22 protein-coding genes are annotated in these 25,459 nt (G+C 33.3%); 11 read left to right on the top strand and 11 right to left on the bottom strand.

Annotation, left to right across the window (positions count from 1 at the left end; all coding sequences use genetic code 11):
- Positions 1 to 15 precede the first annotated feature (15 nt).
- The 4 genes from GKZ86_RS02465 (at position 16) to GKZ86_RS02480 (ending at position 4,024) form a co-directional block, all read left to right on the top strand.
- Positions 16 to 1,863: a hydrolase/aminopeptidase gene (locus tag GKZ86_RS02465; RefSeq protein ID WP_154781532.1), complete on the top strand. Its 1,848-nt coding sequence runs from the start codon at positions 16 to 18 to the stop codon at positions 1,861 to 1,863.
- Between the two features lie 228 nt (positions 1,864 to 2,091).
- Entirely contained in the window at positions 2,092 to 2,643 is a 552-nt protein-coding gene (locus tag GKZ86_RS02470; protein WP_154781533.1) for a carboxymuconolactone decarboxylase family protein, read from the top strand.
- Positions 2,644 to 2,715: 72 nt separating this feature from the next.
- On the top strand, positions 2,716 to 3,129 hold the full coding sequence (locus tag GKZ86_RS02475; RefSeq protein ID WP_154781534.1) for a nuclear transport factor 2 family protein: 414 nt from the start codon (positions 2,716 to 2,718) through the stop codon (positions 3,127 to 3,129).
- A gap of 10 nt (positions 3,130 to 3,139) precedes the next feature.
- A complete protein-coding gene (locus tag GKZ86_RS02480; RefSeq protein WP_154781535.1) occupies positions 3,140 to 4,024 on the top strand; it encodes a helix-turn-helix domain-containing protein in 885 nt (294 codons plus the stop codon).
- Here the strand turns inward: GKZ86_RS02480 and GKZ86_RS02485 are convergent.
- Complete coding sequence (locus GKZ86_RS02485) at positions 4,021 to 5,265, bottom strand: glycosyltransferase family 4 protein (protein ID WP_154781536.1); 1,245 nt, start codon at positions 5,263 to 5,265, stop codon at positions 4,021 to 4,023. The two genes, GKZ86_RS02480 and GKZ86_RS02485, sit on opposite strands and share 4 nt — an antisense overlap.
- 115 nt (positions 5,266 to 5,380) lie before the next feature.
- Between GKZ86_RS02485 and GKZ86_RS02490 the strand changes: the two genes are divergently transcribed.
- On the top strand, positions 5,381 to 5,962 hold the full coding sequence (locus tag GKZ86_RS02490; protein WP_133507452.1) for a tRNA-(ms[2]io[6]A)-hydroxylase: 582 nt from the start codon (positions 5,381 to 5,383) through the stop codon (positions 5,960 to 5,962).
- A 52-nt stretch (positions 5,963 to 6,014) separates the two neighbouring features.
- Positions 6,015 to 8,771 carry an AsmA family protein gene (locus tag GKZ86_RS02495; protein ID WP_154781537.1) on the top strand — a complete coding sequence of 919 codons (2,757 nt, stop codon included), beginning with the start codon at positions 6,015 to 6,017 and terminating at the stop codon, positions 8,769 to 8,771.
- 129 nt (positions 8,772 to 8,900) lie between these two features.
- Here the strand turns inward: GKZ86_RS02495 and GKZ86_RS02500 are convergent, their stop codons facing one another.
- The 3 genes from GKZ86_RS02500 to rplU form a co-directional block, all read right to left on the bottom strand.
- Positions 8,901 to 10,205 carry a hypothetical protein gene (locus GKZ86_RS02500; protein ID WP_228526509.1) on the bottom strand — a complete coding sequence of 435 codons (1,305 nt, stop codon included), beginning with the start codon at positions 10,203 to 10,205 and terminating at the stop codon, positions 8,901 to 8,903.
- Between the two features lie 275 nt (positions 10,206 to 10,480).
- Positions 10,481 to 10,741: a 50S ribosomal protein L27 gene (rpmA, locus tag GKZ86_RS02505; RefSeq protein WP_035685981.1), complete on the bottom strand. Its 261-nt coding sequence runs from the start codon at positions 10,739 to 10,741 to the stop codon at positions 10,481 to 10,483.
- 24 nt (positions 10,742 to 10,765) lie between these two features.
- Positions 10,766 to 11,209, bottom strand: coding sequence for a 50S ribosomal protein L21 (gene rplU / locus GKZ86_RS02510; protein ID WP_154781538.1), 444 nt, complete (start codon positions 11,207 to 11,209; stop codon positions 10,766 to 10,768).
- A gap of 273 nt (positions 11,210 to 11,482) precedes the next feature.
- On the opposite strand from rplU, the gene GKZ86_RS02515 reads away from it, so the two are divergent.
- Both GKZ86_RS02515 and GKZ86_RS02520 read left to right on the top strand, forming a co-directional pair.
- Positions 11,483 to 12,805, top strand: coding sequence for a pitrilysin family protein (locus GKZ86_RS02515; RefSeq protein ID WP_154781539.1), 1,323 nt, complete (start codon positions 11,483 to 11,485; stop codon positions 12,803 to 12,805).
- Positions 12,806 to 12,817: 12 nt separating this feature from the next.
- Positions 12,818 to 14,866: a pitrilysin family protein gene (locus GKZ86_RS02520; RefSeq protein WP_194632425.1), complete on the top strand. Its 2,049-nt coding sequence runs from the start codon at positions 12,818 to 12,820 to the stop codon at positions 14,864 to 14,866.
- 239 nt (positions 14,867 to 15,105) lie between these two features.
- Here the strand turns inward: GKZ86_RS02520 and GKZ86_RS02525 are convergent, their stop codons facing one another.
- On the bottom strand, positions 15,106 to 15,339 hold the full coding sequence (locus tag GKZ86_RS02525; RefSeq protein ID WP_154781540.1) for a hypothetical protein: 234 nt from the start codon (positions 15,337 to 15,339) through the stop codon (positions 15,106 to 15,108).
- Positions 15,340 to 15,695: 356 nt separating this feature from the next.
- Positions 15,696 to 16,562 (bottom strand): DMT family transporter, encoded by an 867-nt coding sequence (locus GKZ86_RS02530; RefSeq protein WP_154781541.1) that lies wholly within the window; start codon positions 16,560 to 16,562, stop codon positions 15,696 to 15,698.
- A 104-nt stretch (positions 16,563 to 16,666) separates the two neighbouring features.
- Here GKZ86_RS02530 and GKZ86_RS02535 point away from each other — a divergent pair, with 104 nt between their 5' ends.
- Positions 16,667 to 17,044: a heavy-metal-associated domain-containing protein gene (locus GKZ86_RS02535; RefSeq protein WP_154781542.1), complete on the top strand. Its 378-nt coding sequence runs from the start codon at positions 16,667 to 16,669 to the stop codon at positions 17,042 to 17,044.
- Between the two features lie 69 nt (positions 17,045 to 17,113).
- Here GKZ86_RS02535 and gldD read toward each other — a convergent pair whose 3' ends face one another.
- Genes gldD through mutY form a run of 4 tightly spaced genes read right to left on the bottom strand, consistent with a single transcriptional unit; the run spans position 17,114 to position 20,520 of the window.
- Complete coding sequence (gene gldD / locus GKZ86_RS02540) at positions 17,114 to 17,674, bottom strand: gliding motility lipoprotein GldD (protein WP_154781543.1); 561 nt, start codon at positions 17,672 to 17,674, stop codon at positions 17,114 to 17,116.
- A 1-nt stretch (position 17,675) separates the two neighbouring features.
- Positions 17,676 to 18,971 carry a gliding motility-associated protein GldE gene (locus GKZ86_RS02545; protein ID WP_154781544.1) on the bottom strand — a complete coding sequence of 432 codons (1,296 nt, stop codon included), beginning with the start codon at positions 18,969 to 18,971 and terminating at the stop codon, positions 17,676 to 17,678.
- Between the two features lie 23 nt (positions 18,972 to 18,994).
- Positions 18,995 to 19,435 carry a single-stranded DNA-binding protein gene (locus GKZ86_RS02550; RefSeq protein ID WP_154781545.1) on the bottom strand — a complete coding sequence of 147 codons (441 nt, stop codon included), beginning with the start codon at positions 19,433 to 19,435 and terminating at the stop codon, positions 18,995 to 18,997.
- 38 nt (positions 19,436 to 19,473) lie between these two features.
- Entirely contained in the window at positions 19,474 to 20,520 is a 1,047-nt protein-coding gene (mutY, locus tag GKZ86_RS02555; protein ID WP_154781546.1) for an A/G-specific adenine glycosylase, read from the bottom strand.
- 118 nt (positions 20,521 to 20,638) lie between these two features.
- On the opposite strand from mutY, the gene GKZ86_RS02560 reads away from it, so the two are divergent.
- Positions 20,639 to 20,953, top strand: a complete 315-nt coding sequence (locus GKZ86_RS02560) for an HU family DNA-binding protein (protein WP_262710974.1) — start codon at positions 20,639 to 20,641, stop codon at positions 20,951 to 20,953.
- Between the two features lie 394 nt (positions 20,954 to 21,347).
- Entirely contained in the window at positions 21,348 to 22,892 is a 1,545-nt protein-coding gene (locus GKZ86_RS02565; RefSeq protein ID WP_194632426.1) for an Rne/Rng family ribonuclease, read from the top strand.
- 191 nt (positions 22,893 to 23,083) lie between these two features.
- On the opposite strand, the gene pbpC is transcribed toward GKZ86_RS02565, so the two are convergent.
- Positions 23,084 to 25,459, bottom strand: coding sequence for a penicillin-binding protein 1C (gene pbpC, locus GKZ86_RS02570; protein WP_154781548.1), 2,376 nt, complete (start codon positions 25,457 to 25,459; stop codon positions 23,084 to 23,086).

The following is a 25,459-nucleotide window of genomic DNA, read 5'->3' on the forward strand; positions in this document are numbered from 1 at the left end:
CAATACTTAAGAAAAATGAAAAAAGTTTATTTATTAGTTTTGTTTTTAGCAGTTGTAGCCTGTCAGAAAAAAGACAGCGTTGAAAAAAAAGCTACTGTTAAAGACGAACATACATTCTCTAAACCAGATCTTGCCGTGGTAAAACACCTCGATCTTGATATCAAAGTTGATTTTGATACACAAACTATTTCAGGAAAAGCTTCTTGGCAAATTGACAATATCAGCAAAGGCAACGAAATTATCTTTGATGAAAATACATTGGAAATTACTAAAGTAACTTTGGGTGATGATGAAAAAGAAACAAAATTTGAGCTTGGAAAGGAAGTTGAATTCCACGGAAAACCACTTCACATTACTATAGAGCCAAATACAACTAAAGTTAATATTTACTATAAAACAACCAAAGATGCCGTTGCACTGCAATGGTTAACGCCACAACAAACCGCAGATAAAAAGAAACCATTTCTTTTTTCTCAAGGCGAAAGCATTTGGTCAAGAACCTGGATTCCTTGTCAGGATTCACCAGGAGTACGTTTTACGTATAATGCAAAAGTTACAGTTCCTAAAGATTTATTGGCTGTAATGAGTGCTGTAAACCCACAAAAGAAAAACGACACAGGAGTTTATACTTTTAAACAAGACAAAGCAATTCCATCGTATTTAATGGCAATTGCAGTTGGAGATTTAGAATTTCAATCTATAGATAACAGAACCGGAGTTTATGCAGAACCATCGATGTTAAAAAAATCGGCTTGGGAATTTGCTGAACTAGGAAAAATGGTTGTTGCTGCCGAAAAGCTTTACGGACCTTATCGTTGGGGACGTTATGATGTTTTGGTTTTACCTCCAAGTTTCCCTTACGGCGGAATGGAAAATCCAAACTTAACTTTTTTAACTCCGGGAGTTATTGCCGGAGATCGTTCTTTAACGAGTTTATTGGCGCACGAATTAGGTCATAGCTGGAGCGGAAACTTAGTTACAAATGCAACCTGGGATGATATTTGGTTAAATGAAGGTTTTACAACTTATGTGGAACACCGCATTGGTGAAGCCATTTTTGGAGAGAAAGAATTTGAAATGCAGAATGTTATAGCCCGCAAAGACTTAGTGGATAATGTTGCCGAATATGGAGATACAAATCCTGATACAAGACTTAAAGTTAGTTTAACAGGAAGAAATCCTGATGACGGAATCAGCTTAATTCCATACGTAAAAGGATATGCATTTTTAAGAGTAATTGAAAATGCTGTTGGACGTGAAAAATTCGACGTTTTTATTAAAAATTACTTCGACGCACATGCTTTTCAATCTATAACTACAGAAGATTTTGTAAAATATATAAACGAAAATCTTATCAAAGGAGACAAAGCACTAGCTGATAAAATAAAGTTAGAAGATTGGATTTACAAACCTGGAATCCCTTCAAATATTACTCCTGTAAATTCTGCTGATTTTGATGCAATAGATAAAATTCAAAAAAGCTGGAAAGAAACTGGCGTAAAAGGATTAAGTCAAAAAATTACGACAACTAGCGAAAAACAGTATTTTATTGATCATCTTCCAACAGATATTACTCCAAAAGAAATGGAAGCACTTGACAGTGAATTCAACTTTACAAAAGGTGGTAATTTCATCATTAAACGTCAATGGTTTGTTCAAGCGCTAATTCACCAATACAAACCAGCTTATCCTGCAATTGAACAATTTTTAATAGGAATCAGCAGAACTGGATCAGTAATGATGCTTTACAAAGAAATGGTGAAAACCCCAGAAGGAAAAGTTTGGGCAAAACAGATTTTTGACAAAGCAAAATCTGGTTATCATGCAACTACTATTCAAGCTGTTGAAGGTATTTTGAAATAGTTTTCAGTTTTAAGCCTTAGCAATCAGTAAAGCTGTTATCTTAAAACTGAGACTGAGCACAAAAAATCCCCGATTACGATATGTAATCGGTTTTTTTTTGTTTAAAAAGCAAGCAGGGAAAATTGTCCATCACATGGCGTATATTCTCCATGTTCTAAAATCTGTGATCGTCGCATCTTTGTAATGTCAAAAGACAACAACTATAAATAACTTAAAAAATTAAATAAGATGACACGATTAACAGCATTAAACCCAGAAGAAGCAACAGGAAAAACTAAAGATTTATTCAATGCCGTACAAGCAAAATTAGGAGTTGTTCCCAATATGATGAGAACAATGGGGAATTCTCCGGCAGTATTAGAAGGTTATTTAAACTTAAGCGGAGCTTTGAGCCATGGGAAATTAAGTGCAAAAACAGGTGAATTACTAGCCTTAACGGTTTCAGAAAGCAACTCTTGTGATTATTGTGTTGCCGCACATACTTTTATTGGAGGAAAATTATTAAAAACTGATGCACAAGTTTTACAAGATGCAAGAACAGGAAACTCTGCTGATGCAAAAACTGCAGCGATTCTTCAATTTGCTAAAACATTAGTGAGCAAAAATGGTTTGGTAAACAACGAAGATGTAAATGCAGTTAAAAATGCAGGAGTTTCAGAAGCTGAAATTGCTGAAACTGTTGCACACGTAGCGTTGAATGTTCTAACAAACTATTTCAATAATACTGCTAATACAGAAATTGATTTTCCAGCAGTTCCAAGTTTAGCATTACAAAACTAATTTTCAAAAAAAGAATCTATTAAAGATAGTCGTGATTTATTTCATGACTATCTTTATCATAAAAAACTAATTATGGAACCACAAAGACATCCCTTACCTCCATTTACAACGGAAACTGCGCTTCAAAAAGTTCAAATAGCCGAAGATGCATGGAACACAAAAGATCCTGAAAAAGTAGCACTTGCCTATACTATTGATACAGAATGGAGAAACAGAACCGACTTTATTAATGGTCGTGAAGAAGTAAAACAATTCCTAACCAAAAAATGGGAAAAAGAACTTCACTACAAACTTAAAAAGGAATTATGGGGTTTTCGTGAAAACAGAATGGCCGTTAGATTCGAATACGAATGGCAGGATCATTCCGGACAATGGTTTCGTAGTTATGGCAACGAGCTTTGGGAATTTGACGAAAATGGTTATATGCAAAAAAGATTTGCCAGCATTAACGATTTACCAATTAACGAAACAGATCGAAAATTATAAATAGCACCAAATGAGCAATCAAAATGTTTATACTCTAATCAATCCACAAACCGGGAGTCTGGCTTTCAAAATACTTCCGTTTGATGACAACAGCCATTTTGATCATTTGCAACGCACCAATTATTTCTCTTTAATTTGGGTTACCAAAGGAAAAGGCAAAGTAAAAGCTGATTTTGCGGAACATCGCTTTGAAGAAAACTCACTTCTCGCCTTTTCGCCTTATCAGCCTTTTATGCTTTGTGTAAATGAGCCTATTGAAGGTGTTGCGATTCATTTTCATCCGGATTTCTTTTGCATTCATTATCATCAAAAAGAAGTTTCATGCAATGGCATTTTATTCAATAATGTCTATCAGCCGCCATTTACAATAATTACAGATGAAGCTGCAGGGACTTTTAAAATGGTTTTGGACCAGATGAAAATAGAAATGCAAAAATCAGAATTGGCGCAATATGAATTGCTTATTTCCTATTTAAAGATTTTTTTAATCACGGCTTCCCGATTAAAAAATGAGCAATTAGAAGAAATGAAATCCGCTCCGGATTCAAAAGAACCTTATATCCTTCAAAGCCTGAAAGATGCAATTGAATTAAATTTTAAAACCAAACATTCTGCCGGAAATTATGCAGAAATGCTCAATATTTCAGCGAAAGCCTTAGCCAAATTATCCAAAAATTACTTCAACAAAACCCTTACAGATTTAATTGCTGAAAGAATTATTATCGAAGCAAAACGAGAATTATATATGACCAATAAAACGGTCAAAGAAATTGCTTATGAATTGGGTTACGATGACGAACATTATTTTAGCCGGTTTTTTAAAACCAATGCTGATGTTTCGCCTCAATTGTATCGTGAAACTGTAGGTTTTGGAAGAATGGCGATGAAGGCTTAATTTTTATTTTTGGCTTCTATCCATTTTGCCATGTATTTTGTGCTTTTTAAAGTATGATGCTGCAGCAAACTTCCCATAAAATTATGAAGACGATGACTTTCGGAATCATTTAATAATGCATGAATTGTTTCGATTAATTGTGTTGAATATTTACTTATTTGATAACATTCGTTTACGATTGCAATTCCGTTTTTTTGAGATTCTTTCCATAGATTTTCATTCTGGTATAAAGTAATTGCATGTTTTGCAAATTCTTCCACATCATCGGTAATAAAACCATTCCACGGTAAAGTGTCAAACATGGCTTCAGAACCAATTGTTGTAGTTACACTTGGCGTTCCGCATTGCATGGCTTCTAATAATTTTCCCTTCAAACCTGCTCCAAAACGAATTGGTGCCAAAACAACTTTGGCATTTTTTACTATTTCATTCGCATCTGCGGCTCTTCCCATAATAAAAAAACCATTTTTAGGCTGATGCAATTGCAGTACTTTTTGCGAAGGATATGCGCCATAAACTTCTAAAACAGCTTCGGGAAATTGTTTTTTTACCAAAGGCCAAATTGTTTCTTTTAGATGTTGAACTGTATTCCAATTAGGTTCATGAAGAAAATTTCCGATAAAAACAAAATTCTTGCGTTCTTCAAATGACGGCAATTTTAGCAAATCATCTTCAATCATTTTATCGACCAAAAAAGGAAGATAATGCAGTAAACTCGAATCTATTTTAAAAACGTCTTTCAAAAGATTCATTTCAAATTCTGAAATAATAAAAGACAAATCACATCTTAAAATACTGGCAATTTCTCGCTTAGCAACTTCTTCTGAAAGTAAATCAGCTAATTGAAACGTTCTGTTTTCCTTAAAAGCTTTTTGTCTTGCCGTTCTCAAGCAATGCAAATCTTCCGTATCTAATAATCGAATCGCTTTAGGGCAATTTTCAGAAACGCGCCATCCAAATTGTTCTTCGATCATAAAACGATCAAATAAAACAACATCCGGATTTAAATGAATTATAAAATCATCAAAACTGGAATTATTCAATTCGATAGATTTTTTCTCAACTCCAAACTCACTTAAATCAACCATAAAATCACTATCTAAAGCCGGACTTGCAAATGTAATTTCAAATCCATTTGCTCCAAAAATAGAGATCAATTGCATCATTCTGCCACCAGCCGCAGACGAATTTGGCTCGGGCCAGACAAATCCAATAATTAATAGTTTTTTTACGCGATTCATTTGATTTGTTTCAATTTACAAAATAATACTATTTTGCGCGGATTTGCACCATATTTCCTGACTTTCCGCCATAAAAAAGACTAATTTTGCAGGATACAATTTTTTCAATAAAGTTATGTTAGGATTAAAATTAGCCACAGACCCGCGTTGGGTAAATATAGTCGAGTCGAATATCGAAGAAATTTTGACAGATCACGCCTGGTGTGAGCAAAAAGCGGCATCAAATGCAATAAGTTTAGTTACCTATAACTCTGAATTAGAGGAATTAGTAACTGAAATGCTAGTAATTGCGCGCGAAGAATTAGAGCATTTGCAAATGGTTCACGACCTTATCAAGAAAAGAGGTTTGACTTTGGGACGCGAAAGAAAAGATCATTATGTAAATGAACTTTTTAAATTCATGAAAAAAGACGGAAGCAGAAAAGATGCACTTTGCGATCGTTTATTGTTTTCGGCAATGATCGAAGCGAGAAGTTGCGAACGTTTTAAAGTACTTTCAGAAAACATAAAAGACGAAGAATTGGCTAAATTTTACCGTGATTTAATGATTTCTGAAGCCGGACACTATACTACTTTTTTAGGATTCGCCAGAAAATACCAAGACAACATAGATATTGACAAACGCTGGAAAGAATGGATTGAATATGAAGGTTCAATTATTACCAATTACGGCAAAAACGAAACGGTTCACGGATAAATGATCGTTTTTATTCAATTCTAATTTTAGCATACATAATACATAATTTAAAATGTCAAGTAATAAATTTAAATCGGCCTTATTAAAAACAGGAAAATACCTGGGGATAACTTTTGCCGTTATTCTGGGGTTGTTGTTTTTAACGCCTATTGTTTTTGAAGATCAGATTAAAGATCAAATCAAAAAAACGGCGAATCAAAAGCTAAGTGCCGAGCTTAATTATTCTGATGTTTCTGTTTCGTTTTTTCGTCATTTTCCTTCTTTAACCTTAACACTAAACGATTTAAGCCTTAACGGATCAGCGCCGTATAAAAGCGAAAAATTTATAACTGCAAAAGAGGTTTCTTTTGGAATAAATGTCGCGAGTTTGATTTTTAGCAAATCCGTAAAAATCGATCAGATTTATTTGTCTGATTCTTTTATTAATGTAAAAGTGAATAAAAACGGTGAAGCAAATTACAATATTTACAAATCGACTTCGCAAGCTAAAAAACCAAAAGACAGTACTGAAGCTGCTTTAAAACTGGAACGAATTGAGATTATCAACAGTAAAATCATTTACGACGATCAATCTACAAAAGTTCATTTTGATGCTTTGGGTTTTAATTATTTAGGAAAAGGAGATTTAAACAAATCTATATTCGATTTATATTCTAAAGCAAAAATCGAAAAACTGAATATTATTTATGAAGATGAGCCTTATTTAATGAATAAAAAAGTTGATGCTGATTTGATTACCAAAGCAAATTTCAACTCTTTATCGTTCTTCTTCGAACAAAACAACTTAAAAATAAATCAGCTTGTAGTCGATTTTAAAGGAAATTTTAATATCCTGAAAGATGGCTATAAAATGGATTTGGTTATAAAATCAGACAATAGTAATTTGAATGATGTTTTTACCGCTTTTCCTCCAAAATACATTACCTGGCTTTCTAAAACTGAATTAAAAGGAAACACAAATTTGCTTTTAACTTTAAAGGGAGATTATATTGCATCGCAAAAAATAGCGCCGGATCTTAATCTGGATGTAAAAATAGAAGACGGTTTTGTCAATTACAATAAAAGTGCTATTCCGGTTTCGAACCTGAATTTAGAAATTAATACAAAAGTACCGTCCTTAAATCCGGATCTTTTAATTGTCGATGGTAAAAATTTATCTCTAAATGTTGATAAGGATTATTTAAAATCGAATTTTTATATCGAAGGCATGAATACGCCAAATATTAATGCAGATTTTAAAGCAAAACTTGATCTTCAAAAACTAAATGCTGCTTTGGGAATTCCTGGTTTACAGCTAAAAGGAACTTTAGTTGGAGATTTGAAAGCAAAAGGTAAATTTGATCAAAAAAACAAACTTTTTCCTGTTACAAACGGAATTATCGATTTGAAAAATGGATATCTGAAAACGCAATATTATCCGAATGCCATAACCAATATTAACGTTAAATCTAAAATTGAGAATCAAAAAGGAACTTTTCAGGATTTAAAAATTAACCTGAAACCGGCTCAATTTACTTTTGAAGGAAAGCCTGTTTTTGTAGAAGCAGACTTAAGTAATTTTGATGATTTAAATTATGATGTTAAAGCAAAAGGTGAACTTGACGTTAATAAAATTTATAAAGTTTTCTCTCAAAAAGGACTTGATCTGGATGGTTTCATAAAAGCCGATTTGGTTCTGAAAGGCAAACAAAGCGATGCTGAAAAAGGAAATTACAGCAAACTACAAAACAAAGGAACGCTTGAACTTAGAAATATAGGAGTTGCATCAGAATATCTTCCGAAGAAATTTATCATCAAAGAAGGTATTTTCAAAATCAATCAGGATAAAATGTCGTTCAATAACTTTTTGGCGGCTTACGGAGAATCAGATTTTAAGATGAATGGTTATTTGCGAAACGTTTTTAATTACGCAACAACAAAAACAGGAATTTTAAGAGGTTCTTTTTCAGTTTCGGCACGATATATCAATGTTGATGAATTTATGTCAAAAACGGATCCTAATACATCTGTAACACAAAATAAAACAGGGAGTAAAGATGCTCCGGCAGAAACCAAACAAACCGGAGTTATAATTATTCCGACAAACTTAGATTTACAATTAATGGCAAATGCCCAAAAAGTAAATTTCGATAAATTGCTTCTTCAAAATGCTACCGGAAATCTAAAAATGAATAAAGGTAAATTGAGCATGCAAAATACCGGTTTCAATTTAATTGGCTGTAATGTTGCTATGAACGCTAATTATCAAGCTGTAACGCCTCAAAAAGCAAATTTCGACTACAGCATTAAAGCTTCAGATTTTGATATTAAAAGAGCTTATAATGAAGTTGAAGTATTTAGAAAAATGGCAAGTGCTGCAGAAAAAGCCCAGGGAATTGTTTCTCTTGATTACCAGCTAAAAGGTCGTTTAAACGGTAATATGGAACCTGTTTATCCGTCATTAGTTGGCGGTGGAACGCTTTCTGTAAAAGATGTAAAAGTGAGAGGGCTGAAAATGTTTAATGCCGTAAGCAAACAAACAAGTTCTGAATCGATGAAAAATCCGGATGTATCTAAAGTCGATATTAAAACTACTATCAAAAACAATATCATGACAATAGAACGTTTTAAATTTAAGTTTGCCGGCTTCAGACCAAGAATTGAAGGCACAACAAGTTTAGACGGAAGATTGAACTTAAAAATGCGTTTAGGCTTACCTCCTCTTGGCATATTCGGAATTCCGTTGACTGTAACAGGAACACAGAATAGTCCAAAAGTAAAAGTGGGAAGAAAAACCGAAGATCTGACAGAAACTGTGGATAGTGAATAAAGTTTAAAAATTCCAAATTCCACGCCTTTTGTGTCATTTCGACGGAGGAGAAATCACATAACGTAACCACAAAGTACGTTGCTCTCTGGATGTGATTTCTCCTCCGTCGAAATGACACAAGAAACCTTTTTAAACCATATATCCCATTTTAGAAATATACAAAATCCCTTTGGCCAATAACCAAAGCAAAACTGCCATTCCTAAAAACCCCCAAGTCCAGGTTGTTTTTTTTCTCCAATTATTAAAAAATGTCGGGATTTCCCAATACTTGATAATAATATAAATACTTGTTCCTATTAGTGCAACCCATATTATTTCGCCGGAACGAACATAAAAACTGTATAATAAAACAGCTATAAAAAAAGCAATCGTAACAAATTGCATGTAATAATAGTTTTTATAATTGCGTTTGTAATTTTCTTTAAGAGACAATATCAAAAACGACATTATCAATAAAGTTATCAGGGCAATTATTATATAATAAAACAACGGATTTGATTGCAAGATAAACCCAACAGTAATTATTAAAGCTAAAACTGTACAAGCTGCAAGCGAATAAATGCTTCTTTCTGTATTTATATCCTTAAAAGGAATCAGAACGGGATAAATATACTTTTCGATAATACGCCAAAACGGTAACGCACAAATGGCAGCCATACCAGACACAACTATTTCATAATTATATAAAACATCGGCAGGCACTTTATAAATAGTATACAAAAGCGCAACGGTAACAATTATAGCCGGAAGACAAATTGTTTTTACTGTTTCCCATTGATCGCTTCCCCAGAAATTATTCCTTACCTCAAAAATATATTTTTTGACAAGATACTTTCTGGTAAAAATTGCTGTCGACTGACTCCACAATAAAAACAAACCTGTATGAATAATTATGGTTCGTAATGTCATTTCATCTACATAAGGCGCTCCAATGATGCAAACAATACCAATAATCAATAATTCGTACGTTAATAAAATTGCCGAAAACAAAAGTCTGAATATAGGCGCAAATTGCTGAATAAGTATTTCGATAAGTCGGTTCCAATAATTGCGTAACAATCCTATTATAGCGCAGACTGCAATAAAAGCAGCCAGATACAACATCCAATTGGTGAGCGATTGTGTTTGCATCCATAATTGAATCGCTGAATTCTTTACTGGCGTATATAACAGTTGAGAATTGACAAAAATTTCAGCTGCCAAATTATTTCTTACGCTATCAGTAAATGCCGGAAATTTGTTTTTGTTTTTGAGCCAATATGCATTTGCATCAGAACCATTCTTTTGCAGAACAGCAAATTCAAATAATATCTTTTTTTGGGAATCATTCAACGATATGATTTCATTTGTGATTTGATTCTCTTTTGTCGAAGGAGTTTCTTTTGCATAAGTAGTAATGCAGAAAAAGAATAAAAGCAGTAGTGTTTTTTTCAAAATTTGGAGGAATTAATCCATCCAAAAATACAAATAATTTAATATAAATAAATTTCAATTTTAATCCTGAAACTTCGGGATCAAATTCCCGCATAGTGTGTCATTTCGACGAAAGGAGAAATCACATCCAGAGAGCAACGAACCGGAATTCCGTTATGTGATTTCTCCTTTCGTCGAAATGACACAAGCAACCGCATAAATTCAAAATAACAATGCCCATAAACAAAAAACCCGTTCACTTTCGCGAACGGGTTTTGTAATAAGTAATCTAATGATTATGCTTCGAATGGAAGGATAGATACATAAGATTTGTTATCTCTTTTCTTTTGGAACTTAACAACTCCAGCTACTCTTGCGTGTAGTGTGTGATCTTTACTGATGTAAACGTTTTCACCTGGATTATGTTTTGAACCTCTTTGTCTAACGATAATGTTTCCAGCAATAGCAGCTTGACCTCCAAAAATCTTAACGCCTAAACGTTTTGATTCTGATTCTCTACCATTCTTCGAACTACCGACACCTTTCTTGTGAGCCATGACGTATGAGTTTAAATATTGTTATTATTCTTTAGTAGCTTCTTTTTTTGCTTTTGGAGCTGCTGCTTTTTTTGCTTTTGGAGCTGCTTCTACTTCAGTAGCTGGAGCATCTTCTGCTACAACTGCTTTTTTAGCTGCTGCTTTTTTAGTTCCGCCTGCTGCAGTAATACCTTCAATTACAATTTGAGTAAGATATTGTCTGTGACCATTTCTCTTTTTGTATCCTTTTCTTCTTTTCTTTTTGAAAACGATAACTTTATCTCCTTTTAAGTGTTGTAACACTTTAGCTTCTACTGAAGCACCTTCTATAGCTGGGGCGCCTAAAGTTACGTTTCCATTATCGTCTAATAAAAGAACTTTGTCAAAAGAAATTTTTGAACCTTCTTCATTAGCCAAACGGTGAACATAAACCTTTAAGTCTTTGCTTACTTTGAATTGTTGCCCTGCTATCTCTACGATTGCATACATACCAAATTGATTTATTGATTTTTAAGGTTGCAAATATACAATTAATAATTTACTGTGCAATCTCTAATTTCAAAAATATTTATTTCTGTTTAAAGTCTGTTTTTCAAGGTATTTTGCTCCTTTCTTAAAACGTTTTAGCCGTAAAAGATTGTTAAAGTATTATCAAAACAAATACGAATCCTTAAATCGTAATTAAAAAAAGGTATTTTTGATGTAACTATAATCAACTCTTGACTACCTATAATATATAGGTAACAAAAATTATTAATCTTTATGAAAAACTCAATAATGATGTTAGGTGCTGCATTAATGCTTGGCGGAGTAGCTCATGCTCAAAAAGTAGCTTTTGAAGAATACAATTTAGACAACGGAATGCATGTTATCCTGCATAACGATACTTCTGCTCCGGTTGTCATAACATCTGTAATGTACCATGTAGGCTCAAAAGACGAACGTCCGGACCGAACGGGATTTGCTCACTTTTTTGAACATTTATTATTCGAAGGAACTCAAAATATAAAACGTGGCGAATGGATGAAAATCGTTACGGCGAATGGCGGAGTAAACAACGCTAATACATCTGATGACAGAACGTATTACTATGAAGTTTTTCCATCAAACAGCCTTGAATTAGGTTTATGGATGGAATCTGAACGATTGATGCATCCAATTATTAATAAAATTGGAGTCGATACACAAAATGAAGTTGTAAAAGAAGAAAAAAGAACTCGTTACGACAATCAGCCTTACGGAAATATTCTTCCTGAGGTGAAGAAAAACATGTTCAAAAATCATCCTTATCGCTGGACAACAATTGGTTCAATGAAAGATTTGGATGCTGCAACTCTTGAAGAATTCCAGGCTTTTAATAAAAAATTCTATACACCAAATAATGCTGTTTTAGTTGTTGCCGGTGATTTTGAAAAAACAAAAACAAAAGAATGGATTCAGAAATATTTCGGATCAATTCCGAAAGGTGAAGTTGTAAAAAAACAAACTTTTACAGAAGAACCAATTACGCAAACTATAAAAGCGACTTATGAAGATCCGAACATTCAGATTCCGATGATCGTTGCTTCGTACAGAACTCCATCAATGAAAACAAGAGATGCGAGAGTTTTAGATTTAATCTCTTCTTATTTAAGTGATGGAAAAAGTTCGAAATTGTACAAAAAAATAGTTGACGACAAAAAAATGGCACTTCAAATTGGCGCTGTTGGTTTTAGTCAGGAAGATTACGGAATGTACATTTTGTATGGCCTGCCAATGGGAAGTTACACCACAAATGACATCTTAAAAGAAATGGACGAGGAAATTGTAAAAATTCAAACCGACTTGATTTCTGAAAAAGATTATGAAAAATTACAAAATAAATTCGACAATAATTTTGTCAACGCAAATGCAAGTGTTGAAGGAATTGCTGAAAATTTAGCTTCTTATTATTTACTTTATGGAGACGTAAATCTTATTAATACTGAAATTGACCTGTATCATTCTATTACAAGAGAAGAGATTAGAGAAGTTGCCAAAAAGTATTTAAACCCTAATCAGCGTTTAATTTTAGATTATATTCCTTCAAAGAAAGTTCAAAACTAAGAATATCGAATCATGAAAAAAATACACTCAGTTTTAATCCTTTTATTCCTAACTGGAATTATGCAAGCACAAGATCGTCCACAACCAAAACCAGGAAATTCGCCCGTTGTCAATATCAAAAAACCACAAACTTTTGTTTTGGCAAATGGCATGAAAGTTTTGGTAGTCGAAAATCATAAATTACCACGAGTAAGTTTTAATCTTACTTTAGACAATGCTCCTTTTACAGAAGGAAATAAAAAAGGCGTTGATGAATTAACAAGCAGTTTGATTGGAAACGGAACCAAAAAAACTCCCAAAGAGGCTTTTAATGAAGAAATTGACTTTTACGGAGCGAGCATAAACTTTACATCTCAAGGCGCTTATGCAAGTGCACTTTCAAAATACTCGGGACGCGTTTTAGAACTTTTAGCCGAAGGTTCGTTGCAGCCTAATTTTACCGAAGTAGAATTTGAAAAGGAAAAAGCTAAATTAATCGAAGGGCTTAAAGCCGATGAAAAAAGCGTTCCTGCTATTGCTAATCGTGTGGTTGATGTTTTGACATTTGGAAAAAATCATCCATCTGGAGAATATATTTCTGAAGAAACCATAAAAAATGTAACTCTTGCTGATGTTCAGGCAAATTATGCTACTTATTTTGTTCCCGAAAATGCTTATTTAGTGATTATTGGAGATATTAAATTTAAAGAAACAAAAGCTGCCGTAGAAAAACTTTTTGGAAATTGGAAAAAACAAACTGCTCCAAAAAATACGTATCCTGATCCGCAAAATGTTTCTAAACTTCAAATTGATTTTGTTGATGTTCCAAACGCAGTTCAATCTGAAATTTCTTTGGTAAATACAGTAAATTTAAAAATGAGCGATCCTGATTTTTTCCCTGCTGTAATTGCTAATCAAATTTTAGGAGGTGATTTTAACAGTTATCTGAATATGAATTTACGCGAACAACATGCGTGGACTTATGGCGCAAATTCTAATATTGGAAGCGGAAAATACATAACGAAATTCAAAGCTACTTCGGCTGTTAGAAATGCCGTAACCGATAGCGCCGTAACAGAATTTGTAAAAGAAATAAAACGAATCAGAACTGAAAAAGTTTCTGAAGATGTATTAAAAAACGTAAAAGCAGGTTACATTGGAAGATTTGTAATGCAAGTTGAAAAACCGCAAGCTGTGGCACGTTATGCCTTAAACATCGAAACAGAAAAACTTCCTGCTGATTTTTACGAAAAATACATTCAAACGATAAACAATGTTTCTATTGATGATATTTACCGCGTATCGAACAAATATTTCTTGTTGGATAATATGCGAATCGTAATCGTTGGAAAAGGTTCTGAAGTAATTGATGGTTTAGAAAAACTACAAATTCCGATTTTCTATTTTGATAAATACGGAAATCCTGTTGACAAGCCTGTTTCTAAAAAAGAAACTCCGGCAGGAGTTACTGCAAAAAGTGTTTTTGAAAACTATCTTAAAGCAATTGGTGGCGAAAAAGCAGTTTCGACTGTAAAAACGTTGGCTATGAACGGATCTACAACAATTCCGCAAGCTCCTACTCCATTAACTTTTGTTTCAAAATTAGATTCAAAAGGAAAAATGATGGTTTCACTTTCTATGGGAAGTATGGCTTTAATGAAACAAGTTGTAAACGACAAAGGTGCTTATGTTGAACAACAAGGTCAACGTAAAAACTTAGAAGGTGAAGCTTTAGCCGAAATGAAAGCAAACGCAGCTCCTTTTGAAGAATTACAATTAAGCAAAAGAACTGATTTAAAAGTTGAAGGAATTGAATCAATAAATGGCAACGACGCGTATTCTATAAAAGATGGCAAAACTATTTATTATTACGATGTAAAATCGGGTCTAAAAGTTGCCGAAACTAAAATAAAGGAACAAAGCGGACAATCGACTACGCAAACTACTTATTTTAATGATTATAAAGAGGTAAAAGGCGTAAAAGTCCCTTTTAATCTTATACAAAATGCAGGTTTTGAATTAGATATTAAAATGTCTGACATAAAAATTAATGAAGGAGTTACTGAGAAGGATTTTCTTTAAAAGAGGTTCAAAGGCTTGGAGGCTCAGAGGTGCAAAGGTTTTTTTAAGGTTCTGAGGTTCTAAGTTGCTTAGATACTAAGGTTTTTTGTTTGCACATTGGTTTTCTGGCGTAATCTGTGTCATTTCGAGGAACGAGAAATCACATCCAGAGAGCAACAAACCGTAATCCTTTACAATAAAAATACAATATCTGTAAAAACAAGAAAGGCTGTCGTAATCGACAGCCTTTCTTGTTTTAATCATTCAACATCCAAATAAGGATTCAGAATTTCTGCTAATTCATTCAGCCAATAAAAACCATCCTGAAGACTTATTTTTTCGATTTCCATGGTTTCACATTCCCGCATTATACTTAAAGCAAGTATGTAATTTACTTTTCGAATTGTTTTTGCCAGAAGTTTTGGATCAATTGAATTATTGAAAAAATCATTTAACTTCAATTCTGTTTCTTTTGAAAGATTGTTTGTACTCATAATTTGGAACAGTTAGGAAAATATGAAGCCCGCACATTTTAGGTGTCCTACGCTGTTCAGCGTTACGGTTGTTTCCAATACCGCCACCATATTGCACGGGCAAAAGTTTATTTCGAAAATCATAATTGAACAGTTAGGATCACGAAGATACCTAAAAAGAACGAAAATAACTACAAATAATATTTTCAAACACAGTTTGCCATTTCGAGAAACCAAACTCAAGTTATGTCAAACAGACGAAGTAAATACATAACGGATTTACGGTTCGTTGATCTCTGGATGTGATTTCTCGTTCCTCGAAATGACACGCTCTGCGAGTTTAGCTTTGTCAGGCTGAGCTAAACCTTAATAACTATTTATTTCTTAGCCGATAAATAAACTCCAATCAAAATAACAAATGCTCCAAAAAACTGAACTGGTGTAAGCATTTCATTATCTAATAATCCCCAGAAAAAGGCCACTATCGGAATTAAATACGTTACCGACGTTGCGAATACAGGCGAAGACATTTGTATCAATTTAAAAAATAAAACATTCGCAATTCCGGTTCCTAAGACACCTAAAATCATTACAAACAAAACCGAATGTTGTGTTGCTTCTAAATTTATTCGTTGTGTAAAATCTGTTGTACTTAAAATGATTAGCGCAGGAATAAGCAAAACAGTAAAGTTTCCTGTTGTAATACTTAACGAATTTAAATCAGACAAATATTTCTTGATTAAATTTACATTTATTGCATAACAAATAGTTGCAATAACTACCAAAATAACATAATAATAATTTTGTCCCGGATGATTTGACGCGCCGCTAAAAACCAATAACAAACAACCAATCAATCCGATAAAAACTCCTAAAACCTGTCTTTTCTGAAACTGGATTCCAAAAATAAGTATTCCTAAAACCAATGTATTTAATGGCGTAAGTGAATTTAAAATCGCCACAATAGAACTATCAACCTGAGTTTCGGCAATAGCGAAAAAGAAAGCGGGAATAAAGGTTCCGAAAATCGAAGTTAAAGCAACAAATTTCCATTGGCGGCGCGAAATTTTCTTTAAGCTTGAAAACCCTACAATGAGTAAAAACAAGGCTGCAAAAATAATTCGGAGCGAACCAACCTGAATAGCTGTTAAACCAACTAATCCTCTTTTAATTAAAATAAAAGAACTTCCCCAAATCAGCGAAAGTAAAAATAAATAAAACCACTTCAATTGTTTTGCATCCATAGAGAGTATTTTAACTGCAAATTTGTAATAATTTTACGAACTATCCTTTCGTTTTTTATTAATTTTGCGAACAACATCATGAACAATCTTAAAACACAGATATAATGAAATTTACAAAAATCATAGCTTCGTTAGCAATAGCAGGTTTAGTATTCGTAAGCTGCAAGAAAAACACTGTTGAAACTTTGGCTCCGGCAACTGCCGAAGCAAGTATTCCGAAAGAACACAAACCAATTGCTCCTGAAAATGTACAAACTGCAAGTTTTACAATCGAAGGAATGACTTGTGCTGTTGGTTGCGCAAAAACGATCGAACAAGAATTATCTGATCTTGAAGGTGTAGAAAAAGCTGCTGTTGATTTTGACAAAAAAACGGCTACTGTAACATTTGACAAAACGATTCAAAATCCTGAAAAATTGACTAAAGTTGTTCAGGAAACGGGAGACGGAAAAACATATAAAGTTTCGAATATGAAATCGTAATCGAAACCATTAAACATAAAAAAAGCGTTCATTTAATTTTGAACGCTTTTTTTATGTTTAATATTCTAATTATTTCCACTTCAACGTTTCCATAATTCGCTGCATATCATTTTTGATATAACTTGCAGCCGGCATAATCGAATCAAAATTAGGTTTAGCATAAAAATAAACTGATCCTGTTATGAAATGTTTTGTACTATCAGTTACATAAAATTGAGAGTTTGTAGCGGCGTTTCCATCAACTTGGTAAAACATTCCGTAAACCTTTTTTTGAGGGTTTAAATAAGGTTGTTCTAATATATCATCTGCTTTTATAACATGCTCGTAAGTTAATTTTTGAGCATCTTTAAGTAGTTTTTCGATATCACCGTTTACGGGTTTATATGTCAGGTAAATGGTTGCTTTCATTTTTGGATAAGTAATCGCAAATCCGCAATCTTTTTCGCCTTTAATAGTCGCGGTTTCATTCATTTCAAAAGTAAACGGACAATTGTTTTCGAAATTTGCATATTTTGCTTCAGGATAATCTAAACGCAAAAAACTTGTTGGTTTAGGCAACACATCATCTTTACAACTTACAACAGTTAAGGTTAATAAAATTGTTGCTACTGAAATTATTCTTTTAAGCATTTTATTCTAATGTTACTTTTATTTGTTTTACGCGCTTTTTATCGACTGTTTCTATAGTGAATACACAGTTTTCAAACGCTATTTTTTGATCTTTTTTAGGGAAATTACCCAGAATCTCTAAAATAAAACCTGCCAATGTTTCGGCTTCTCCTTTATGAGATTCAAATATATCTTCATTTACATCTACAATTCTGTAGAAATCCTTTAAATTAATTTTCCCTTCAAACAAAAAGTTTTTTTCGTCTATTTGAGAATAATTCAAATTTTCGTCATCGAACTCATCACTAATATCACCCACGATTTCTTCAATAACATCTTCTAAAGAAACCAAACCTGATGTTCCGCCATATTCATCAACTACAATCGCTAAATGGCTTTTAAGACTCTGAAAATCCTTCAGTAAATTGTCTAATTTTTTATTCTCCGGAACAAAAAACGGTTCTCTTAGTAAAGATGTCCAGTCGAATTCTTTTTTATCAATATGCGGCAATAAATCCTTAACAAACAAAACGCCTTCTATCTGGTCTATATTATCACGATAAACGGGAATTCTTGAAAATCCTTTGTCGATTATTTTAGGATAAATCCCGGCAAATGATTCTGATATTTCTAAAGCAAAAATATCAATCCTCGGACTCATAACTTGCTTTGTATCTGTGTTTCCAAAAGAAACAATTCCTTCTAATATTTTTTGTTCTTCGCTCGATGTTCCTTCAGAATCTGTAAGTTCCAGCGCTTGCGAAAGTTGATTTATTGAAAAATTGTTTTTTTGCTTGCCCAATTTATTATGCAAATATAGCGTAACACTGCGCATAGGCAAACTTATTGGCGATAGTAATTGATCTAAAAATGCTATTGGATATGCCACCCATTTTGCAAATTTCGTATTGTTTCTACTCGCGTAAACTTTAGGCAAAACTTCTCCAAATAATAAAATCAGAAATGTTACCAGCGTAACTTCTAATATAAATTTGAATGCTGGAGAACTTACACCTGCAAAAATATTTCGTCCTATAAAAGAGAACAATATGACCACGCCAATGTTTAAAAAATTATTGGCTACTAATAAGGTAGCTAAGAGTTTTTTGGGTTTATCTAAAAGATTGGAAATAATTTTTCCTTTTGAATGATTTTCTTGTAATGTATCGTCGATATCTTTTTGTGATAAGGAAAAAAGTGCAACTTCGGCACCTGAAACTATTGCCGATAAGAAAAGTAAAATAAATATTCCGACAAAACCAACAATTAAATTGGTGTCTAAATTATAAGATAAAAATAAACTGGGCTCCGGGTCCAAATCAAAAAAGATTAGTTAAACAATCAAAAAGGCAAATCATTAATTGGTAAGTCTTCGTTATTCGCATCAAAGTTAGTGTTTTTTGCGGATTCTGATTCGTGATTTTGTTTATGACTTGCTATTTCTTTTTTGGTAGTCAAGAAAGTAAACTCCGTAACCTGAATTTCTGTCGTATACTTCGTAGTTCCGTCTTCGGCTTGCCACTGACGTGATTTTATACGGCCTTCAACATATATTTTATCACCTTTAGAGAGATATTTTTCGCAAATTTCGGCTGCTTTGTTGCGCACAACTAAATTATGCCATTCTGTTGATGATATTTTTTCGTTAGTTGTTTTGTTAATATAAATTTCGTTTGTAGCTAATTGAAACCGCCCTATGCAGTTTCCGCCATCGAAATAATGCATCTTCACATCATCACCTAAATGGCCAATTAGCATTACCTTATTTAATGTTCCGTTCATAATTTTATTTGTGGTATTTATCCCAAAGATACATTTTTTTAGCAATTTAATTCTTGCTTTTCAATAAAATTATAAATTGCAACCGGAAACGGAAACGTTTTTAAATCACTGGTAATCAAACCATTTTCAATTATTTCTGCGACCTTAATCTTCCAAAATTGGATGTGAAGATGTTGATGTGAAAGCTTATGAATTACAGTCGCTTCGCTACATTCTTCTATACCTAATATAGTATAGGAAGGAAAAATATTGTTTTGAACCTGATTTGAAATAAAATCAAAATCAACAATTTTCTCTGTTTCAAGAAGTGGAAATTCATATAAATTATGCCAGATCCCTTTTGTAGTTCTTTTCTGAATTACGGTATTATCCAAAGCATCATTTAATATCAAATAATTAAAAAACCGATTGGTGATTTTTAGCTTTTTAGATTTAACAGGCAAAACATCAACTTTCTTTTTCTGCAAAGCCACACAACTTTCATTAAAAACACAAATAGAGCAATTAGGGCTTTTAGGAACGCATTGCAACGCACCAAATTCCATTATAGCCTGATTAAAGATAGCAGGATTATCTTTTGGCATTAATTCATAAGCCAGTTCTGTGAACTCTTTTTTTGTCGCGGGCAACATAATATCCGATTCAATTCCAAAATATCGAGAAAGCACCCTAAATACATTGCCATCAACAACAGGAACCGCTTCATTATAAGAAAAAGAAGCAATAGCAGCAGCTGTATATTCACCAACACCTTTTAATTTTAGCAGCTCTTTATAATTAGGAGGAAAAATTCCGTTGAGCTCATTTGCGACATATTGAGCCGTTTTATGCAAATTTCTGGCACGAGAATAATACCCTAAACCCTGCCAAAGTTTCAAAACCTGCTCTTCTGAAGCATTTGCCAAATCAAATACAGTAGGAAATTCCTTTGTAAAAGCAAAAAAATAAGGCATTCCTTGCGCAACTCTTGTTTGCTGCAGCATAATTTCTGAGAGCCAAATATGGTAAGGATCGACCGTATTTCGCCACGGCAAATCACGCTTGTTTTGTAAATACCAATTTACCAATATGTTATGAAAATCCATAGAAAAATTCTTAGAAAACAAAAGTAAATGTTTATGTAATTAAAATTTAACGAATTAGCTTGATTAATTATTTTTTTAATTCCTATATTTGCAAACTCAAAAAAATAGTACATCATTTATAAAAAATAAAATAGGAAAGAAAATGACGAAAGCAGATATCGTAGCGAAAATTTCAGAGAAATTAGGTCTTGAAAAAGGAGATGTTCAAGCAACAGTTGAAACTTTTATGGAAGAAGTTAAAACTTCATTGGAAACTGGAGACAATGTATACCTAAGAGGTTTTGGTAGTTTCATCGTAAAGACCAGAGCTGAGAAAACAGGAAGAAACATTTCTAAAAACACCACTATCAAAATTCCTGCACACAACATTCCTGCTTTTAAACCTGCAAAAGTATTTGTAGAAGGAGTTAAAACGAATAACGAAGCAAAATAATACTATTAATTAATTATAAAATCGACACGATATGCCAAGTGGTAAAAAAAGAAAGAGACATAAGGTAGCTACTCACAAACGTAAGAAAAGAGCGAGAGCTAACCGTCACAAAAAGAAAAAGTAGTTTTAAACTACTTTTTTCTTTTTAAACGTTCATTGAAATTGAAAAAAAGACGAAAGAGAGAAAAGAAAAAAGAATATAGACAAAATCTATTTTCTATGCTCAATTCTCTACTAATCTTCTTTTCCCCGGGTTCAATACCTGTTAAAAAATATTGTTTAATCCATCTGTAGATAAGATTTTAGATTTTGGATTTTAGATTTTAGATTTTTTTAATCTATGCTCTTCTCTCTAATATTCTATTTTCTGAAAAAACAGATAAAAATTTACAGTGTGAATAAAGAATTAATCATTAGATCTAGTTCTGAAGCCGTAGATTTTGCCTTATTAAAAGATGGAAAACTAATTGAATTACACAAAGAAGAAGAGAAAAGCAACTTTCAGGTTGGTGATATTTTTATTGCCAAAATACGAAAACCAGTTGCCGGACTTAATGCTGCTTTTGTAAATGTAGGCTTCGAAAAAGACGCTTTTTTACATTATCATGATTTAGGACCTAACTTAGCTTCTCAACTGAAATTCATAAAACTTGTAAGCGCAGGTAAAATAAAAGATTTCTCCCTAAAAACCTTTCAGTTTGAAAAAGAGATTGACAAAGATGGCATCATTACTGATATTTTAAGTGCCAATCAATCTGTTTTAGTTCAAGTTGTAAAAGAACCTATATCTACCAAAGGTCCAAGGATAAGCGCTGAGCTTTCACTGGCAGGAAGATTTATTGTTCTCGTTCCGTTTTCTGACCGCGTTTCTATTTCTCAAAAAATAGAAGACAAAAAGGAAAAGGATCGTCTAAAAAAACTTGTTCTATCGATCAAACCTAAAGGATTTGGTGTTATTGTTCGCACAGTAGCCGAAGGCAAAAACGTAGCCGAATTAGAAAAAGATTTGCAGAACCTGCTTGGCAGATGGACTGCAATGTGTAAAAAATTACCAACTGCTCATCATCCATCAAAAGTATTAGGAGAACTTAACAGAGCTTCATCAATACTTCGAGATGTTTTTAATGATACCTTTAGTGGTATTCAAATAGATGACGAAGAGTTGTTCCACCAAACGAAGGAATATCTGCAAGAAATTGCACCTTCAAAACAATCGATTGTTAAGTTTTATCAATCAAATGACACTCCAATTTTCGAGAAATACAATATAGAGAGACAAATCAAAACTTCATTTGGAAGAACGGTTTCTATGAGCAAAGGCGCATATCTTATTATTGAACACACTGAAGCTCTTCACGTTATAGACGTAAATAGTGGAAACCGTTCTAATAAGGCCACTAATCAGGAAGACACAGCCATGGAAGTAAATATGATTGCTGCCGCTGAAATTGCCAGACAACTTCGTTTGCGTGATATGGGCGGAATAATCGTAGTTGATTTTATCGATATGTCTAATCCTGAAAACAGGAAGGTTTTGTTCGACTTCTTGCGAGAAGAAATGAGCGACGATAAAGCAAAGCATAAAATCTTACCACCTAGTAAATTTGGCTTGGTTCAAATTACAAGACAACGCGTAAGACCAGAAGTTAACATTAAAACCAGAGAAGAAGATCCGAACAATGAACATGGCGAAATTGAAGCGCCAATTTTAATCATTGATAAAATCACTTCTGATTTAGAAAGAATTTTAAAAACCCACAATAAAGTTGTGCTTAATACACACCCATTTGTGGCTGCATACCTCAGTAAAGGTTTTCCATCATTACGTTCAAAATGGTTTTTTGAACATAAGAAATGGGTGAAAATCATACCTCGTGACGCTTACACGTACTTAGAATATCATTTCTACGATAAAAAAGGAAATGTTATTTCAGAATAAATAAAAACCGCCTCTCGAAAGATTGGCGGTTTTTTTATGGAGAATTGCGAGGAACAAAGCAATCTCATTTCTAGTTTTTAGAATTGATCAGGAGCTATTTCCAGCTATCCGCTTGTATCTTTTAATTTTTAAAGAAAAATAAAAAGGATACCGCTCCTATCTGGGCTAGGGCATTCGTTTTTATAAAAAGTTTATTCCCTGATAATCTCTACTTTTCGTCTTATTTCATTTCCAAATTCATCAACAACAGTAATATAATGAGACCCGGCACTCATTACAATTGGTTTTTCATGAAAAACTTTTGTTTCGCCTTTATAAACATTATCAACATACCAAAACAGTTTATTTTCTCTTTGTGAATAGGCAACTTTAAAAATCACCGGCTGTATTTCACTATTGAAATTTTTGGTCAGATAGATTTTGCTATTTGCTTTCGGATAAATAAAATCCATAGAAGCGGTTTGTGTGCCTGCGCAATTTTCTCTAAATGGTGGCAAAGGCAAGTATTCTATGTGTTTACTTTTATAATACCAAGCCATAACCGGGGGCAGAACAAACCAGTTTTTAGTAACGATATTTTCGACACTTTCACAACTGCTATTTACCTGAAATTTCTCTGTTTGATCTAAATGTACCATTTTATGATACGGACAAATTGCAGTTGTTTTTCCTTTTTTAGTTACCCATTGTTTTATTTTAGGGCACCCTTCCTTAGCCAGGTATCCGCTTAATTTACAAACTTCTACCTCATCTAAATCTTTATACGGAGTTTGAAACCACCTTTGTCTTGGTAATAAATTAAAAACATCAAACAAAATTGGTGCTGCGCTGGTTACACCAGTTAATGTTGGTCTTCCTTCTCCGGTTGCATTTCCAACCCAAATTCCAACCACATATCTCGAATTTGTTCCAATTGCCCAAGCGTCGCGATTACCAAAACTGGTTCCGGTTTTCCAGGCAATTTTTAGCGAACTGTCATAAAATTTCCATGCTTCGTCGCCTTCCGGCCTATTTACTTCTTCCATGGCGTTATATGTTAACCAAATAGAACCTGCGCCCAAAATATTCTTCTGATCACTTTCGTCTCCAAAATCGGGATTGAAATCATTTTCATAATTGAGCTCTGCAAATTCTTTTGTTCTGTATTTTCCGTTGCTTTTATTAAAATAATTTACTGTAGAAGAAAGATTGGAATAGGTTCGGCATAAATCCCACAAATTACTTTCGGCCCCACCCAAAATGAGTGACAATCCGTAATGATCCGGTGATTTGGAAACGTCTCTTAATTGAAACTTTTGTAATTCTTCATAAAATTTATTCACACCAAAATCCTGCAACATCAAAACTGCCGGAATATTTAATGAGCGTGATAAAGCTCTGTGTGCCGGAACAGCTCCATCAAAAGTTAGATTAAAATTTTGAGGCGTATAACCTGCTATTTGAGTTGGAACGTCTGCCACCAAAGTATTTGGCAAAAGTTCGCCATCATCGAGCATTGCGGCATATAATAAAGGTTTTAAGATACTTCCGGTACTTCTTGGTGCATCGATAATATCTACATCTTTTTGATGATCTTTATCTGTTGGCGAATTTCCAACATAACTCATTACATTTCTGTTAGCAACATCAATTACCAAAATTGCCAGATTGTTAACTTCGTTTTGCTTGTATTGATTGTAATAATATTTCGCAATTTGATTGACTCTGTTTTGTAAAGCAAAATCAATTGTCGTTTTTACTCTCGTTCCTTCTTGATTTCCTGCTACGCGTTGCAATAAATGAGGCGCTAATTGAGGCAAATTATAAGGTTTTTGAGGCAATGGTTCATCTACCGAAAGTTCATACGTTTGCTGATCAATAATTCCTTGTTGATTTAATTTCAGTAAAAGCCTGTTTCGTTTATCTAATAATTTAATCTGATTTTTTCCGGGATAAATTAAACTGGGCGCATTTGGTAAAACAGCCAAAGTTGCACTTTCTGCCCAAGACAATTGACTTGATTTTAATCCGAAATAACGCCACGAAGCCATTTCAAGTCCAACAACATTTCCACCAAAAGGTGCATGTGCTGCATATAACTCTAAAATTTCATCTTTAGAATATCCTAATTCTAGCCGCGTTGCGAGAATGATTTCTATAATTTTTTCAAAATAAGTTCTTTTTTTTCCTTTTCTGGATAATCGAATTACTTGCTGCGTTAACGTACTGCCACCACGAACTACTTTTCCGGCTTTTCTGTTTTGTTTAATCGCATTGACCATTGCAACCGGATTAAAACCCGGATGTTTATAAAAATATTCGTCCTCAAAATAAACAATGCATTTTTTGAATTTATCCGGAACACTATCCTGCGCAGGAAAACGCCATTGTCCGTCACGGGCAATTTTAGCGCCTAACAATTCTCCTTCTCTACTTTCGATAACGGTAGAATATGGTTCGTGAAATAATGTTCGGGGTAACGAGAAATAATAAATCAGCAAAAGCGAAAATGCAATTGCTGATTTTATTTTATTCTGTTTAATCGTGTTTATAATGCGTTGAAAGAACGCTTTTAATTTATTTTTCAA

It is taken from the genome of Flavobacterium sp. LC2016-13 (assembly GCF_009707955.1).
Lineage (GTDB): Bacteria > Bacteroidota > Bacteroidia > Flavobacteriales > Flavobacteriaceae > Flavobacterium.

Bases quoted from the DNA above. Each gene is read 5' to 3' on its own strand.
- GKZ86_RS02465 (WP_154781532.1), top strand. From the start codon at position 16: ATGAAAAAAGTTTATTTATTAGTTTTGTTTTTAGCAGTTGTAGCCTGT.
- GKZ86_RS02470 (WP_154781533.1), top strand. From the start codon at position 2,092: ATGACACGATTAACAGCATTAAACCCAGAAGAAGCAACAGGAAAAACT.
- GKZ86_RS02475 (WP_154781534.1), top strand. From the start codon at position 2,716: ATGGAACCACAAAGACATCCCTTACCTCCATTTACAACGGAAACTGCG.
- GKZ86_RS02480 (WP_154781535.1), top strand. From the start codon at position 3,140: ATGAGCAATCAAAATGTTTATACTCTAATCAATCCACAAACCGGGAGT.
- GKZ86_RS02485 (WP_154781536.1), bottom strand. From the start codon at position 5,265: ATGAATCGCGTAAAAAAACTATTAATTATTGGATTTGTCTGGCCCGAG.
- GKZ86_RS02490 (WP_133507452.1), top strand. From the start codon at position 5,381: ATGTTAGGATTAAAATTAGCCACAGACCCGCGTTGGGTAAATATAGTC.
- GKZ86_RS02495 (WP_154781537.1), top strand. From the start codon at position 6,015: ATGTCAAGTAATAAATTTAAATCGGCCTTATTAAAAACAGGAAAATAC.
- rpmA (WP_035685981.1), bottom strand. From the start codon at position 10,741: ATGGCTCACAAGAAAGGTGTCGGTAGTTCGAAGAATGGTAGAGAATCA.
- rplU (WP_154781538.1), bottom strand. From the start codon at position 11,209: ATGTATGCAATCGTAGAGATAGCAGGGCAACAATTCAAAGTAAGCAAA.
- GKZ86_RS02515 (WP_154781539.1), top strand. From the start codon at position 11,483: ATGAAAAACTCAATAATGATGTTAGGTGCTGCATTAATGCTTGGCGGA.
- GKZ86_RS02520 (WP_194632425.1), top strand. From the start codon at position 12,818: ATGAAAAAAATACACTCAGTTTTAATCCTTTTATTCCTAACTGGAATT.
- GKZ86_RS02525 (WP_154781540.1), bottom strand. From the start codon at position 15,339: ATGAGTACAAACAATCTTTCAAAAGAAACAGAATTGAAGTTAAATGAT.
- GKZ86_RS02530 (WP_154781541.1), bottom strand. From the start codon at position 16,562: ATGGATGCAAAACAATTGAAGTGGTTTTATTTATTTTTACTTTCGCTG.
- GKZ86_RS02535 (WP_154781542.1), top strand. From the start codon at position 16,667: ATGAAATTTACAAAAATCATAGCTTCGTTAGCAATAGCAGGTTTAGTA.
- gldD (WP_154781543.1), bottom strand. From the start codon at position 17,674: ATGCTTAAAAGAATAATTTCAGTAGCAACAATTTTATTAACCTTAACT.
- GKZ86_RS02550 (WP_154781545.1), bottom strand. From the start codon at position 19,435: ATGAACGGAACATTAAATAAGGTAATGCTAATTGGCCATTTAGGTGAT.
- mutY (WP_154781546.1), bottom strand. From the start codon at position 20,520: ATGGATTTTCATAACATATTGGTAAATTGGTATTTACAAAACAAGCGT.